The organism is Streptomyces sp. NPDC042364 (assembly GCF_056437585.1).
Map to the genome: position 1 here is coordinate 78,555 of NZ_JBWKAJ010000021.1, position 14,094 is coordinate 92,648.

At 72.6% G+C, this 14,094-nt stretch carries 13 protein-coding genes; 8 read left to right on the plus strand and 5 right to left on the minus strand.

Annotated elements, in window-relative coordinates:
* Positions 1 to 52 precede the first annotated feature (52 nt).
* From AC067N_RS31550 to AC067N_RS31570, 5 genes are read left to right on the plus strand one after another with little or no spacing between them, the layout of a single operon-like run.
* Positions 53 to 685 carry a hypothetical protein gene (locus tag AC067N_RS31550; RefSeq protein WP_478682318.1) on the plus strand — a complete coding sequence of 211 codons (633 nt, stop codon included), beginning with the start codon at positions 53 to 55 and terminating at the stop codon, positions 683 to 685.
* Positions 682 to 3,339 carry a putative PEP-binding protein gene (locus tag AC067N_RS31555; protein WP_478682319.1) on the plus strand — a complete coding sequence of 886 codons (2,658 nt, stop codon included), beginning with the start codon at positions 682 to 684 and terminating at the stop codon, positions 3,337 to 3,339. Before AC067N_RS31550 ends, AC067N_RS31555 begins: the two co-directional genes overlap by 4 nt.
* Positions 3,336 to 4,454 carry an acyl-CoA dehydrogenase family protein gene (locus AC067N_RS31560; protein WP_478682320.1) on the plus strand — a complete coding sequence of 373 codons (1,119 nt, stop codon included), beginning with the start codon at positions 3,336 to 3,338 and terminating at the stop codon, positions 4,452 to 4,454. The genes AC067N_RS31555 and AC067N_RS31560 overlap by 4 nt, the downstream gene beginning before the upstream one ends.
* 19 nt (positions 4,455 to 4,473) lie before the next feature.
* Positions 4,474 to 4,899 (plus strand): Zn-ribbon domain-containing OB-fold protein, encoded by a 426-nt coding sequence (locus AC067N_RS31565; RefSeq protein ID WP_478682321.1) that lies wholly within the window; start codon positions 4,474 to 4,476, stop codon positions 4,897 to 4,899.
* Positions 4,896 to 6,050 (plus strand): thiolase family protein, encoded by a 1,155-nt coding sequence (locus tag AC067N_RS31570; protein WP_478682322.1) that lies wholly within the window; start codon positions 4,896 to 4,898, stop codon positions 6,048 to 6,050. The genes AC067N_RS31565 and AC067N_RS31570 overlap by 4 nt, the downstream gene beginning before the upstream one ends.
* A gap of 63 nt (positions 6,051 to 6,113) precedes the next feature.
* Here AC067N_RS31570 and AC067N_RS31575 read toward each other — a convergent pair whose 3' ends face one another.
* Positions 6,114 to 6,770: a TetR/AcrR family transcriptional regulator gene (locus AC067N_RS31575; protein WP_478682323.1), complete on the minus strand. Its 657-nt coding sequence runs from the start codon at positions 6,768 to 6,770 to the stop codon at positions 6,114 to 6,116.
* A gap of 141 nt (positions 6,771 to 6,911) precedes the next feature.
* Here AC067N_RS31575 and AC067N_RS31580 point away from each other — a divergent pair, with 141 nt between their 5' ends.
* Positions 6,912 to 7,523: a TetR/AcrR family transcriptional regulator gene (locus AC067N_RS31580; protein WP_478682324.1), complete on the plus strand. Its 612-nt coding sequence runs from the start codon at positions 6,912 to 6,914 to the stop codon at positions 7,521 to 7,523.
* A gap of 209 nt (positions 7,524 to 7,732) precedes the next feature.
* Here the strand turns inward: AC067N_RS31580 and AC067N_RS31585 are convergent, their stop codons facing one another.
* The 4 genes from AC067N_RS31585 to AC067N_RS31600 form a co-directional block, all read right to left on the minus strand.
* Positions 7,733 to 9,196: a 2-oxo acid dehydrogenase subunit E2 gene (locus AC067N_RS31585; protein WP_478682325.1), complete on the minus strand. Its 1,464-nt coding sequence runs from the start codon at positions 9,194 to 9,196 to the stop codon at positions 7,733 to 7,735.
* The gene (locus AC067N_RS31590) at positions 9,193 to 10,218 is read right to left on the minus strand and encodes an alpha-ketoacid dehydrogenase subunit beta (protein ID WP_478682326.1); all 1,026 of its coding nucleotides are present in this window, start codon (positions 10,216 to 10,218) and stop codon (positions 9,193 to 9,195) included. The genes AC067N_RS31585 and AC067N_RS31590 overlap by 4 nt, the downstream gene beginning before the upstream one ends.
* Positions 10,219 to 10,222: 4 nt before the next feature.
* The gene (locus AC067N_RS31595; protein ID WP_478682327.1) at positions 10,223 to 11,224 is read right to left on the minus strand and encodes a thiamine pyrophosphate-dependent dehydrogenase E1 component subunit alpha; all 1,002 of its coding nucleotides are present in this window, start codon (positions 11,222 to 11,224) and stop codon (positions 10,223 to 10,225) included.
* 94 nt (positions 11,225 to 11,318) lie between these two features.
* The gene (locus AC067N_RS31600; RefSeq protein ID WP_478682328.1) at positions 11,319 to 11,774 is read right to left on the minus strand and encodes a VOC family protein; all 456 of its coding nucleotides are present in this window, start codon (positions 11,772 to 11,774) and stop codon (positions 11,319 to 11,321) included.
* Positions 11,775 to 11,994: 220 nt separating this feature from the next.
* On the opposite strand from AC067N_RS31600, the gene AC067N_RS31605 reads away from it, so the two are divergent.
* Positions 11,995 to 13,269 (plus strand): aromatic ring-hydroxylating oxygenase subunit alpha, encoded by a 1,275-nt coding sequence (locus AC067N_RS31605; protein WP_478682329.1) that lies wholly within the window; start codon positions 11,995 to 11,997, stop codon positions 13,267 to 13,269.
* Positions 13,266 to 14,090 (plus strand): SDR family NAD(P)-dependent oxidoreductase, encoded by an 825-nt coding sequence (locus AC067N_RS31610; protein WP_478682330.1) that lies wholly within the window; start codon positions 13,266 to 13,268, stop codon positions 14,088 to 14,090. The genes AC067N_RS31605 and AC067N_RS31610 overlap by 4 nt, the downstream gene beginning before the upstream one ends.
* Positions 14,091 to 14,094: the final 4 nt, after the last annotated feature.

The window sequence follows — 14,094 nt, forward strand, 5'->3', positions numbered from 1 at the left end:
CAACACAGGACCAAGGAACCGGTCACCACAGAACCGGGGAAAAGGTGTGGCGATGCACTCTCCTGCCGTGGACCTTCCCGACGCTCCCGACGAGACGCTCACCGCGGCCGTCGTCGACCTCGTCCTGCGTGGCATGTGGCGCGGCAGGCCCGAAGCGGAGTACCGGCCCTTGGCGGACGCCGGGCTCGCGATGGTGAAGGGGCCGCTCGTGCTGCCGACCGAGCGGGCCAAGGCCGCCGCCTCACAGGTGCTGCGGGTTGCGGCGGGTTCGCCGCAGGAGGAACGGATCACCGCGGCCTACGAGGCCTTCCTGCCGGTCAACAGGAAGATCCGCGAGGTGTGCACGGCCTGGCAGTGCCGCCCGGACGGCACGGCCAACGACCACTCCGACGGTGTCTACGACGCCGCGGTGCGCGAGTCGCTGGAGGACGTGCACGAGGCCATCCAGCCGGTGCTGCGCCGCCTGGAGCAGGTCCTCGAAGGCGGCGGGCGGTACCTCACCGAGCTGCAGGAGGCCCTCGACCGCTTCGACGACGGCGAGGGGAAGTGGCTGGCCTCGCCGCTGTGCGACTCGTACCACACGGTGTGGATGCGGCTGCATCAGGAGTTGCTGCTCGTGCTCGGGATCTCCCGGGCCGAGGACGAGGCCCGGGAAGAGGAACTGGTGACGAGGAGCCGGGGTTGAGTGTCACCGACCGCGAGGCGGGCCCGCTCGCGCATCCCGAGGCTTCCCTCGCACCGGCCGAGGCGCCCTCCGCGCCGCCCGGGGCTCCCCTCGTGTCCGCCGGGGCTCCCCTCGTACCGGGTGGGACTCCCGGCCGGATCCTGGTGCCCTACGGGCAGGGGCGGACCCGCGGGCTCGGCGCCGACGAGCTGGGCACGCACGGCACGGCGATGGACCGGCTGGTGGCTCTCGGGCTGCCGGTCGTGCCGGGGCTCACCGTGCCGGCCGGTGCCTCCGCGTCACTGTGCGAAGCCGGCACCGCGGAAGCCGCCGTCGACCTGGTCGAGCAGCTCTCGGGGCGGCGGATCGGCGACACGGCCCGCCCGTTGCTGCTGCGCCTGTCGGCGAGCGCGCCGAGCGAGATCGCCGGACTGCCGCCCGACCTCGCCTGCCTCGGCGTCACCGCCGCGAGCGGGGACGCCCTGTGCGCCGTCATCGGACGCGGGGACGCGCTGCACGAGGTGTGGGCGACCACCCTGCGGATGATCGCCGAGTACGCCCTCGACGTGCCCGGCGCGTTGCTCGACGACGCCGTCCTCGACACACCCGAGCCGCGGACCCGGGTCGATGCACTGCTCGACCTGACCGCGCGGCACGGCTCGCGGCCCTTCCCCGACGACCCGGCCGGGCAGCTCGCGCTGGCCGCCCGAGCCCTCCTCCGCCGGTGGGACTCACCGCGCGCGAGGCGATCCCGCAAGGCGCAGCGCCTCCCCGCCGATCTCGCCATCGCCCTGCACGTACAGGCGCTGCGTATCGGCCCGGCGGACCGGTCCGGCTACGGCACGGCGGTCAGCCGTGATCCCGAGACCGGCCGTCCGTCCCCGCAGGGATCGTTCTTCCGGGGGGTGCGCCGCAGCGCCCCGCCGCCGCACACCAGTGAACCGCTGGACCGGCTGACGGGCGGCGCCGCCCTGCTGGAGCACTGTCTGCTCACCCTCGAACGCCATCTGCACGCGCCCGTGTCGGTCGACTTCGAGGTGCGCGACGACGAGATCTCCCTGCTCGCCGCGGCCGCCCAGCAGCGGCCGCCGCTGCGGGCCTCGGTGTGCCTCGCCGCCGACCTGGCACGCGACGGGGCGCTCGGCCCCGAGGAGGCCGTCCTGCGGATCAGCCCCGCCCAGGTACAGGAACTGCTGCACCCCCGGCTCCGCCTGACCGGCGGAGAGGAGCTGCTGGTGAAGGGGCTGGCCGCCTCCCCGGGCGCGGCGGCCGGGGTGATCGTGCTGTCGAGCGAGCGCGCCCTCGAAGTGGGCGCGGACGGCACCCCCGTGGTGCTCGTGGCCCATGAGACGACCCCGGCTGATGTCCCCGGAATGCTGGCGTCCGCCGCCGTGCTGACCGGCAGCGGTGGTATCGCCTCGCACGCGGCGGTGGTGGCGCGGGGCGCCGGCCGGCCGGCGGTGTGCGGCGCGGACGGGCTGCGCGTGGACCGGGCCGCCGGGACCGTGCGGTTCGGGGACCGGGTGCTGCGCGAGGGCGACGCCGTATCGCTGGACGGCCGTACCGGCGCCGTGTACGCCGGACGGCTGGGCGTCAGCGTCGCCGCACCGCCGCCCGAGCTGTCCACCTTGCTTCAGTGGGCGGACGGCATGCGCCGCCTGGGAGTGCGTGCGAACGCCGACAGCGCGGCGGAGGTGAGCACCGCCGTCGCGCTGGGGGCGGAGGGGGTCGGGCTGTGCCGGACGGAGCACCAGTTCCTCGGTGAGCGGCTGCCGCTGATCCGCCGGGTGCTCCTGGCCGCCGATCCGGCCGCCCGCGACGAGGCGCTGACGGCCCTCGAGCACGCTCAGCACGAGGACTTCCGGGCCCTCCTGGCCGCGGTCGGGAACCGGCCGGTGACCGTGCGCCTGCTGGACGCTCCGCTGCACGAGTTCCTGCCCGCCCCCGGTGACGCCGCGGACGCGGCCGAGGAAGAGCTGGCCGCGGCGCTGCGCGAGGCGAATCCGATGCTCGGGCTGCGGGGGGTGCGGCTGGCGCTGCTGCACGAGCGGCTCTACCCGGCGCAGGCCGAGGCGCTCTTCGCCGCCTGGGCGGACGTCGCCGCCACCGGGGTCCGGCCCGACCTGGAGGTGATGATCCCGCTGGTCAGCCTGCCGGAGGAGCTGGCGGCCGCCGCCGCGTACGTGCGGGAGGCAGCCGACGCGGTCGCCGCCCGCACCGGGGTGGAGGTTCCGTACCGGCTCGGCACGATGATCGAGACTCCGCGGGCCGCGCTGCTCGCCGGCGAACTCGCCGAGCACGCCGAGTTCTTCTCGTTCGGCACCAACGACCTCACCCAGCTGACCTATGGATTCTCCCGCGACGACGTCGAGCGCCAGGTGCTCGCCGGCTATCAGGAGCGCGGCCTGCTGACGGCCAGCCCCTTCGCCCGGCTCGACCCGCACGGGGTGGGCGCCCTCATCGCCCTGGCGGCCGAACGGGCGCGCGGAGTACGGCCCGGCATCAAGCTCGGCGTGTGCGGGGAGCACGGCGGGGACGCGGAGTCGATCGCGTTCTGCGACGGCCTCGGCCTCGACTACGTCTCCTGCTCACCGCACCGCGTGCCGGTGGCCCGGATGGCGGCGGCGCACAGCGCCCCGCGTGAGCGGCACGACGAGAGCGGGAGCACACGATGACGATCACCGTGACCGGCGGGCCGGCCCTGTCGGACGCCGAACTGGACGACCTGCGCGGAACCGTACGGTCGGTGTGCTCGGACGCCGGAGGCACCGCGGCGGTGCGCCGGCTGCCCGAGCGCTCCCCCGGAGTCGACGCCGACCTGTGGGACACCCTCGGCCGGCAGGTGGGTCTCGCGGCCCTCGGGCTGCCCGAGTCGGCCGGAGGCATCGGCGGCCTCGCCGAGATCGCCGTGGTCTGCGAGGAACTGGGCAGGACGCTGGCACCCGTGCCGCTGCTGTCCTCCACCGTGCTGGCCGGGCAGGTGCTGGCCGGCTGCGGTACGGCCGACAAGGCGCTGGCCGAGCTGGCCGAGGGTGCGGTGCACGCCCTCGCGGTCGCGGCACCCGACGGCACGTGGCGGCCCGACGCCGTCCCGGTGGCGGTCTCCTGGCAGGGCGGCGCCCCGGTCGTCGACGGCACGGCACCGTTCGTCCTCGACGGCGGCGATGCCCGGGCGCTGGTGGTGGCGGCCGCCGGGAGCGACGGGGTCGACCTCTTCCTCGCCGACCCGGGAGGGCCGGGCGTCACCGTGCGCCGGGTGCCCACCCTGGACCTCAGCCGGGGCCAGGCGGTGGTCACCTTCTCCGGCGCGCGGGTCCGGGCGCTGACCGCCGGGGGCGAGGGGGCGAATGTCGTCTCCCGGGCCCTGGACGTGGCCCTGGTCGCCCTGGCAGCCGAGCAACTGGGCGGCGCCCAGGCCGCGTTGGAGATGACGGTCGCCCATGTGCGGGACCGCACCCAGTTCGGCAGGGCGATCGGAGGTTTCCAGGCGGTCAAACACACCTGTGCCGACATGCTGCTCCAGGTCGAGGGCGCGCGGTCGGCGGTGATGCACGCGGTCCGTGCGGCCGGCTCGCAGGAGGCGCTGGCCGAGGCGGCGGCGGTGGCGCAGGCCTGGTGCTCCGATGCCTTCGTGTCCGTCGCCGCCGAGTGCGTCCACCTGCACGGCGGCATGGGCTTCACCTGGGAGCACGACGCCCACCTGTACTTCCGGCGCGCCCAGTCGGACGCCGTTCTGCTGGGCGGCGCGGCGCACCACCGGGAACGGCTGGCCGGGCTGCTGGGCTGGTGACGTGGAAGGCGGAACCGGTATGACCACCCGACTCATCGACGACTCGCTGTTCGACTGCGGGTCCCCGCCGCGTCTGGTGGGGGCGCGCTGCTCCGGGTGCGGCACCGTCGTCTTCCCCCGGCAGGACTCGTGCCCCCGCTGCTCGGCGGGGTCCATGTGCCGTCATGTGCTGCCGGTGCGGGGGCGGGTGTGGTCGTGGACTCTCCAGGCGTTCCCGCCCAAGCCGCCGTACCGGCCGCCGGCCGGCGGGCACCGGCCGTATCACGTGGGCTATGTCGACCTCGGTGAGGTGCTGGTCGAGGCGCGGCTGGCGGTGCCGCGCGCACGGATACGGATCGGGCTGCCGGTCCGTCTCACCACGGTGGCCGCGTACCACGACGAGGACGGGACCGAGGTGCTGACCTTCGCGTTCCGCCCCGACGACGAGGAGGACGGGGAGCGATGAGCGGCATCGACGACGTCTACGTGGTCGGCTGCGGGATGCATCCCTTCGGCCGCGACGAAAGTGTCACCGGGATGGACATGGCCGAGCGCGCGGTGCGCGAGGCACTGGCCGACGCGGGGGTGTCCTGGCAGGACATCGGCTGTGCGGCCGGCGGTTCCGACGTGTCCGGCAAGCCCGACACGATGGTGGGCCGTCTGGGTCTGACCGGGGTGCCGTTCGTCAATGTGCAGAACGGCTGCGCCACCGGCGCCTCCGCCGTGCTCACGGTGGCCCACGCGCTGCGCGCCGGGGATGCCTCGCTGGGGCTGGCGGTGGGGTTCGACAAGCATGAGCGGGGCGCGTTCCACGTGTCCGCGGCCCGCTACGGCCTGGGCGACTGGTACGCCGAGACCGGCATGATGCTGACGACCCAGTTCTTCGCCCTGAAGACACAGCGGTACCTGTACGAGCACGGGATCTCCGAGCGGGCCCTGGCGGCGGTCGCCGCCCGTGCCTTCCGCAACGGCTCGCGCCACCCCCTGGCCTGGCGGCGCAAGGCGTTGACGGAGCGGGAGATCCTGGACTCGGCGGAGGTCAGTCCGCCGCTCACCCAGTACATGTTCTGCTCGCCGGGGCAGGGCGCGGCGGCTCTGGTGCTGGCGCGCGGCGATCGCGCCTTCGACCTGTGCGAACGGCCGGTGAGGCTGGCGTCGTTGGCGTTGCGCACCCGGCGGTTCGGCTCGTTCGAGGTGTTCGCGCCCTGGCTGCCGCCGGGACCGCATCGCAGCCCCAGCGTCGACGCCGCGGAGGCGGCGTTCCGCACGGCGGGGGTGGGGCCCGGGGATGTCGGGGTGGCGCAGCTGCAGGACACCGACAGCGGCTCGGAGCTGGTCCACCTGGCGGAGACCGGACTGTGCGGGCACGGCGAGCAGGAGGAGCTGCTGGCCCGCGGGGACACCGATCCCACGGGCCGGATCCCGGTCAACACCGACGGCGGCTGCCTCGCCGGCGGGGAGCCCGTGGGCGCGTCGGGCTTGCGTCAGTTCCACGAGGTGGTACGGCAGTTGCAGGGCCGTGCACCGGGTACGCAGGTGCCGGGTGCTCCCCGGGTGGGGTTCACGCATGTGTACGGGGCGCCCGGGATCAGCGCGTGCTCCGTCCTGACCGTGTGAGGGGACTTCCATCGCCCCGCGGTGCCGGCGCACCCCCGTCCCGGGCGCCCGCGCACCCTCGTCTCAAGCCTGGGCCGTGGTCGGCTTCCGGTCGGCTGCGACGATGCGCAGCGCCAGCGCCCTGACCGCCTCCAGGACGGCCTGCGGGGGCAGCTGGGACAGCGGCCCTCCCTCCGCCCGCAGCGCCGTGACCAGCATGGTGGTGCTGATCAGGGTGCGGACCGCCAGCGCCTGTGCCGCGTGCCGGGCCTTGGCCGCCCGGGGACTGCGGGTGGTGCCCTCCGGCAGATAGTCGTAGCCGCGCTGGATGTGCCGTTGCTCGAACTCGTCGCGCAGGACCTTGACTTTGCCGTTCGCCGAGGCGATCTGGACCTGGTACAGGCGGGCCTCGTCCGGGTTCTGCTCCACCCAGTCCCACACGGCGTCGATGACGCGCACCAGTCCCTCGGCGTCACCCGGTTCGGACTCCGGGCGGGCCGCCTCCACGACTTCGTTCAGCTGGTCGAAGACGCGGCGCATGGCGAGTTCGAGCAGCTCCTCCTTGCCGTCGAAGTGGTAGTAGACCGCCGTGGGCACCACCTGGGCCTCGTCCGCGATGTCCTGGATGCTCGTCTCGGCGAAACCGTTGCGGCCGAACACCCGCACGGCGGCGTCGATGATGTGCTGCCGCCGCGAGGGCCGGTGAGCGGGCTGCTTGCCGTTCTTGGTGGTGGCCATCATGCTCCCCTGCCGACTGCGGTGAACCCGCGAGCGTGGTCCCTGTTTACTGCCCATGCTATCCAGTAACTCCGCCCCACCGACCCCATAATTCCTGCTACACGTGTACCACCGGAGCGTCCTGGTACCGGCATACTTGACATCATGACGACATCCGGAACCCGCGCCGCTCACCGTCCGTCGCGCAAGCAGTGGGTGATCGAGGCAGCCACGGAGCTCTTCGCGACCCAGCCGCCGGACGAGGTGACGGTGGCCGACATCGCCGCTCGCGCGGAGATGACGTCGGCGGCGGTGTACTACCACTTCTCCTCCAAGGACCAGGTCCTGGTGGAGGGGATGCGGGTGTTCGCCGCCGCGATGTGCGAGCAGTTGGAGGAGCTCACCGAAGCGCACGAGGCCGGCTCGGGTATCGGGCCCGCCATCACCGCGTTGGTGGCCTGGCTCGGCGAGCACCGCTCGGCGGCCACCGTGTTCTTCGTGTCGTCGGCCGGGATGAGCCAGGAGGCCGAGGCGCTGCGCCAGGAGAGCCGTTCGGAGCTGCTGGGCGCACTCGTGCGGTTGATCCGCAAGGCCCGCGCGTCCGTCTCCGACGCGGAGGCCGCGGTGATCGCGCTGGGTCTGCTGGCGCTGTTGGAGACCGCGGCGAACTCGCAGGTCCGGGGCGACGACGTCTACCGGTCCCTGGGCCATCGCTCCTTCGTCCGCGAGGTCGGTGACCTCGCGGAGCGGATCGCCGACCCGTCCGCGGCCGGATAGCCCGGCGACCTCTTCCCGCCGAACGCCGAACGCCGAACGCCGCCCGGCGTGAGCGGGACGGCGGCAGGTCGGTCCGGCGACGGGGATCGGGGCGGCGCCGGATCGGATCAGCGGCAGACGCCGGGACGGCGACCGGATCAGACCCAGCGCACGACACCAGGACGGCGACCGGATCAGACCCAGCGCACGACACCAGGACGGCGACCGGATCAGATCAGCAGCCGGAGCGGTTTGCGCAGCAGCTCGCCGATCGTGCGCAGATACTCGGCTGCCGGCGCCCCGTCGACGGCGCGGTGGTCGAAGGTGAGGCTCAGGGTGAGCACCCGTGTCCGCAGCGGCCGGTCGTCCAGCCACTCGACGCCGTCCCTCAGCCTGCCCACCCCGAGGATCGCCACGTTGCCGGGGTTGATCACGGGGGTGAAGAAGTCGACGCCGTATCCGCCCAGCGACGTGACGGTGAAGGTGGCGCCTTCCAGTCGGTCCGGTGGGATCCGGCCCTCGCGTGCCGCCTGGGCCAGGACCCTCGTCCGGCGGGCGATCTCGGGCAGCGGCAGTACCGCCGCGTCCTCGATCACGGGGACCATCAGGCCGCCCGGGACGGCCACGGCGAAACCGAGGTGGATGTCGTCGAGCAGATGGATGCCGTCCTCGCGGACCGTCGCGTTGAGCAGCGGGTGTTCGCACAGGGCCAGCGCGGCGGCCTTGAGCAGGAAGTCGTTGAGGGTGGGCACGGGCAGTTCGGTGTCGGCCCACTCCTCCCTCAGCCGGTCGCGCAGGGACACCACGGCGTCCATCCGCACCTCGTAGCCGTGCGTCAGCTGGGCCATCTCCCGGAGGCTGGCGTGCATGCGGCGGGCGATGGTGCCGCGCATCCCGGTGAGGGGAAGAACATCCCCCGGCCTGGGTGTGGCGTGCCGTCGGACGGGCGCCGGTTCGCGTGCGGGGCCCACGGCGTCGAGGTCGGACCTGCGGATCCGGCCGCCGGGCCCGGTGCCGTTCACCTCGGAGAGGTCGATGCCCCGCTCCTTCGCCAGCCGGCGGACCAACGGCGAGACGGGGGTGACCGGCACGACGGGGGGTGCGGGTACGGCGGTGACCGGCGGGACGGGGGTGGATGCTGCGCCGGGCAGGGCGGCGAGGAAGTCCTCCACGTCCTCGGAGACGATCCGCCCCCCGGGTCCGGTGCCGCGGACGGCGGTGAGATCGACGCCGGCGCCGAGCGCCACCCGTCGGGCGTTGGGCGAGGACAGGAGCCGCCCGACGGCGCCCGAGGCCGTCGGCCCCGCGAGCGCGCCCGCCCCGGCCCCGGCCGACATGGGCGCCGGGGAACCGCTGGCGGCGCCCGGGGCCGCCGGTCCCGCGGCTGTGCCGTTGGTGGACCCGGACCCGGCCGGCATCGGCGTACCCGCCGGGTCCGGGAGCAGCTCGCCCTCGGCCAGCAACCAGCCGATGAGCGCCCCGGCGGGGACGGTCGTCCCGGCCGGCACGACCGGGTGGAGCAGTCCCCCGGCCTCCGCCTCGACGTCCACGTCCACCTTGTCGGTGGCGATCCGCAGCAGCGCGTCGCCCTCGGCGACCGCGGCGCCCGTGGGCACGAGCCACTCCTCGATCGTGCCTTCCTGCATGGTCAGCCCGATCTTCGGCAGCAGAACCTCGACCGCCACGTCGGTCACGCCCTTTCGAGGAGACGTCGGCAGCCCTGGACGATCCGGGTGCGATCGGGCACGTATGCCTTCTCCAGGACCGGGGAGAAGGGCACCGGGGAGAAGGGGGCACCGATGCGCAGGACCGGGGCGTCCAGATGGTCGAAGGCTGCGTCCTGGATCTGGGCGGCGATCTCCGCGCCGAGCCCGCCGAAGGTGACGGCCTCGTGCACCACCAGCACCCGGTTGGTGCGGCGGACGGAGGCGAACATGGTCTCGGTGTCCAGGGGCTGCACGGTCCGGGGGTCGATCACCTCGATCTCCACGCCCTCGGCGGCGAGTTCGTCGGCCGCCGCGAGGGCTTCTCCCACCATGCGGCCGAGGGCGATCACGGTGACGTCGGAGCCCTGCCGGGCGGTGTGCGCCCGGCCCAGCGGGATGCCGTAGACCTCCTCGGGCACATGGCCGGTGCTGCCGAGCAGGACCTTGTTGAGCATGACGACGACCGGGTTGTCGTCCCGGATCGCCGAGACGGTCAGGCCCTTGGCGGTGTACGCGTCGCAGGGCATCACCACCTTGAGGCCGGGCACATGGGCGAGCCAGGCCTCCAGGCTCTGGCTGTGCTGTGCGGCGGCGCCGAGCCCGGCGCCGGAGGCGGTGGTGATGGTGAGCGGCACGGACACGGCGCCGCCGAACATGTACTTCATCTTGGCGGCCTGGTTGACGATCTGGTCGAGGCAGACGCCGATGAAGTCCATGAACATCAGGTCGACGACGGGTCGCAGCCCGCGCGCGGCGGCCCCCACCCCGAGGCCGACCAGGGCGGCCTCGGAGATCGGGGTGTCGATCATGCGGCGGGGGCCGAACTCCTCGAGCAGGTTGTCGAACATGCGGAAGACGCCGCCGTAGCCGGCCACGTCCTCGCCGGCGACGAAGACGTTCTCGTCCTCGCGCATGGCCTGGGCGAGGCCCTCGTTGAAGGCCTTGACGTAGGTGAGTTTGCGGACCGCGCCGTCCGGGGCGACGGCCTGTTCCTGGGTGAGGGTGGTCATGGCGTCATCCCGAGTAGACGTTGAGCAGCAGGTCGGCGGTGTCGGGCAGCGGGCTGGACTCGGCGTACGCGATGGCCTCGGCGATCTCGTCGCGGGTGCGCTGCCAGGTGTCGTCGAGTTCCGCCCGGGTGGCTGTGCCGTCCGCGAGGGCCCGGGTCTCGAGCAGGTCGATGGGGTCGCGGGCCTTCCACTCGGCGACCTCCTCGTCCGAGCGGTAGGGATGGCGCAGGCCCTTGACACCCTGGTGGTCGAAGTAGCGGTAGGTCTTGGCCTCGATCATCATCGGTCCCGCGCCGGACCGGGCGCGTGCCACGGCGTCGGTGGCGGCGCGGTGGACGGCGACCGCGTCCATGCCGTCGACGATCACACCGGGCATGCCGTAGGCGGCGGCCCGGTCGGCCACGTCGGTGAGCAGCATGTGCCCGGACTGCGGCGTGAACTCGGCGTAGCCGTTGTTCTCGCAGACGAAGACGACGGGCAGGCCCAGGATGGCGGCCATGTTGGCGCCCTCGTGGAAGGCGCCGATGTTGGTGGCGCCGTCGCCGAAGAAGGTCACGGCGACGCTGTCCTCGCCCTTGTACCGGGCGGCGAAGGCGGCGCCCACGGCGATCGGGACGCCCGCTCCGACGATGCCGTTGGCGCCGAGCATGCCGAGGGAGACGTCGTTGATGTGCATGCTTCCGCCGCGCCCGAGGCAGGCGCCGGTGGCGCGGCCGTACAGCTCGGCGTACATCTCCCGCAGGCCGACGCCCTTGGCGACGGCGTGTCCGTGGCCGCGGTGGGTGGAGGTGATCTGGTCGTCGTCGCGCAGGGCGGCCATCACGCCGGCGGCCACGGCCTCCTGGCCGACGTAGAGGTGGAGGAAGCCGGGCAGTCTGCCCGCCTCCATGAGCTTGCCCGCCTCGGTCTCGAACAGCCGGATGCGCACCATGCGCTCGTGCAGATCCTTGATGACCTGCGCGGATGTCCGGTGCTCGGCCGTGTCGGCCGGCTTCTTCTGAGCCATCGTCCCGCCCCTTCGCCCGAGGGAGCAGGCAAGCACCACACTTTCTGGTGCCTGCCTACAGTAAGCAGCAGGGGCACCTTACTGAAGAGTGTCTCTAATTACTATGCCTCGAACCGGACTCCCGGCCCCGCTCGTCCACCAACTCCACCGCATTGCCCTCCGGGTCCTCCCAGAAGCTGATCCGGCGAGCGCGGGCGCACACCACGACCGGCCGCGGCAGGGGACGCGCACCCGCGTCCACCAGGGCCGACACCATCGAGTCGATGTCCTCCACGTGAAAGGTGAGGTACGACAGCCCCTGGCGTCCGGTGAGCGTCGGCACCGACTCGGCAGGGCTCGGGGCCGCCTGAGGCAGGATCAGCTTGATCCGCCCCCCGGCGGGCACCTGCAGCCATACGACCAGGAGCGCTCCGCCCAGTCCGGCCGGAGCGGCGACGGACTCCGGGACTCTCGCTCGACGCACGACAGGGCAGCCGAGCACCTCCCGGTAGAAGCGCTCCATCCGGTTCAGGTCACGCACCACCACGCCCGCCTCGAAGGGCTTCACCACGTCCGCCACCACCTCTCGGCGGGCCTCCCGCCGCCGTCACCGCCCAGACTGGACCGCGTATACAGAAACCGGGGGCGGTGATCAGACACCAACACCACCGCAACTTCGCCACTTTCTATTGACAGACCACACTAAGTCCTGTTGTCGTTTCGGACACAGCCCAGCTGTCGCTCTCCGAAGCCGGTCACCGGCTCGCGGCTGGGAGGATTGTGAGGACATCGTGGTCCAGACCAGTTCGCCGGAGATTCGGGCAACGGAAGCCGAGCGCACACCGCCGTCGGCCCCCGAGTACTCCTCGTGGATCAGCCAGGACCGGTCCACCGACGCCGCGTCCGTGACGATGCGGCGGGAGGCCGCGGAACTCGTCGAACGCGTGGTGGCGCACTACCGCGACGGCACCACGCACGAGGCGGACGGCCAGTGGACGGAACCTGTCGCCCACTACCTCGACGCCGACCGCTGGCGCCGGGAGACGGACGCCGTCCATCGGAGCGTTCCGCTCCCCCTCGCCATGTCCTGTGAGCTTCCCGGGCCGAACACCTACAAGGCGCTGGACGTGCTCGGCGTACCGGTGCTGATCACCCGGGACCGGCAGGGCGCCGTGCACGCGATGATCAACGCGTGCCGGCACCGGGGGGCCAAGCTCATGGAACCCGGCTGCGGGGTGTCGAGACGGCTGACCTGCCCGTACCACTCCTGGTCGTACGACCTGACCGGGGAGCTGCGGGGCGTGTACGCGGAGAGGACCTTCGGTGAGGTTCCGCGCGAGGGCCGTGGTCTCGTCAGGCTTCCGGCCGGGGAGCGGGCGGGGATCGTCTTCGTCTCGCTGGACCCGGCCGCCGAGCCCGACCTGGACGCCTGGCTCGGTGATCTGCAGCCGCTCCTCGAAGGACTGCGGCTGGCGGAGTGCCACCACTACTCCACCGGCGAACTGACCAGTCCCAACTGGAAGGTCACCCTCGACGGCTATCTGGAGACGTACCACTTCGCCTCGCTGCACCCGAAGACGGTCTTCGAGACGAACCTCTCCAACATGATGGCCCACGACACCTGGGGCCCCCACCAGCGCATCGCGCCGGCCCTGCGTCCCATCGCGCGGGCGGTCGAGCTGCCGCCGGACCAGCGGGACCCCGGGGACTGTGTCGGCCCCATCTACTGGCTCTTCCCCGGCCTGGCGATCGCCGGCGGATGGCGGCAGAAGATCGCCGTCTCCCTGGTGCTCCCCCGGACGGCCACCGAGTCGGTGACCCAGCAGATCATCCTGCTGCGGGAACCGGCCGTCACCGAGGAGGAACGCCAGGCCGCCGACCGGTTCGGCGAATGGTTCCACGAGGTGGTCCGCGACGAGGACTACGCGACCACCTACGGAGTCCAGCAGGGCCTCGCCGCCCTCGACGGGACCGACTTCGTCTTCGGACGCAACGATCCCGGACTCCAGCACTTCCACCGCACCATTCACCGACACCTGGAAGACGCCGAAAGAGCCGCCAGGTGACGGACCAACAACACTCGCGGGAGAACAACATGGTGGCTACGGGCAGCCTCGACGGACGTGTCGCGGTGATCACGGGCAGCACGCGCAGCATCGGCCGCGGCATAGCCGAAGCATTCCTGGCCGGCGGTGCCACGGTCGTCCTCAGCGGCCGCAGCGAGATCAAGGGCAAGCAGGCCCTGGCAGAGCTGGACGCCGGGGACCGGGCCGTCTTCCACCCCTGCGACGCCAACAGCCAGGAGGACATCGAGAACCTGGCCGACTTCGCCGCCGAGCGCTTCGGCCGGCTCGACATCTGGGTGAACAACGCCGGCGGCACCTCGGGCTTCGCCCCGGTCCACGAACTCAGCGACGAGGCCTGGCACGACGCCCTCCGCCTCAATCTGAACGCCTACTTCTACGGCACCCGGCGCGCGCTGCCGAAGATGCTGGCGGGCGGCTGGGGACGGATCATCAACATCTCCTCCGTCGAGGGCAAGCAGGCCAACAAGCCCGCGATCAGCCACTACATCACCAACAAGCACGCCATCCACGGACTGACCAAGGCGACCGCCTTCGAGTACGGCACCCTGGGCATCACCTGCAACGCCATCTGCCCCGGCGCCGTGGACACCGACCTGATGCGGGCCGCGGGACCGGCCGCGGCCGAGGCCGAGGGCATCAGCTACGAGGAGTGGCTGGGCCGCTTCGCCGAGCACGCCGCCACCAAGCAGATCACCACCGTGGAACAGATCGCGGCGGTCGCCTCGCTGCTCGCGAGCGACGCGGGCTCCGGCATCACGGGCACGCTGATCAGCGTCGACGGCGGAACGGCACAGTGGTAGGCAC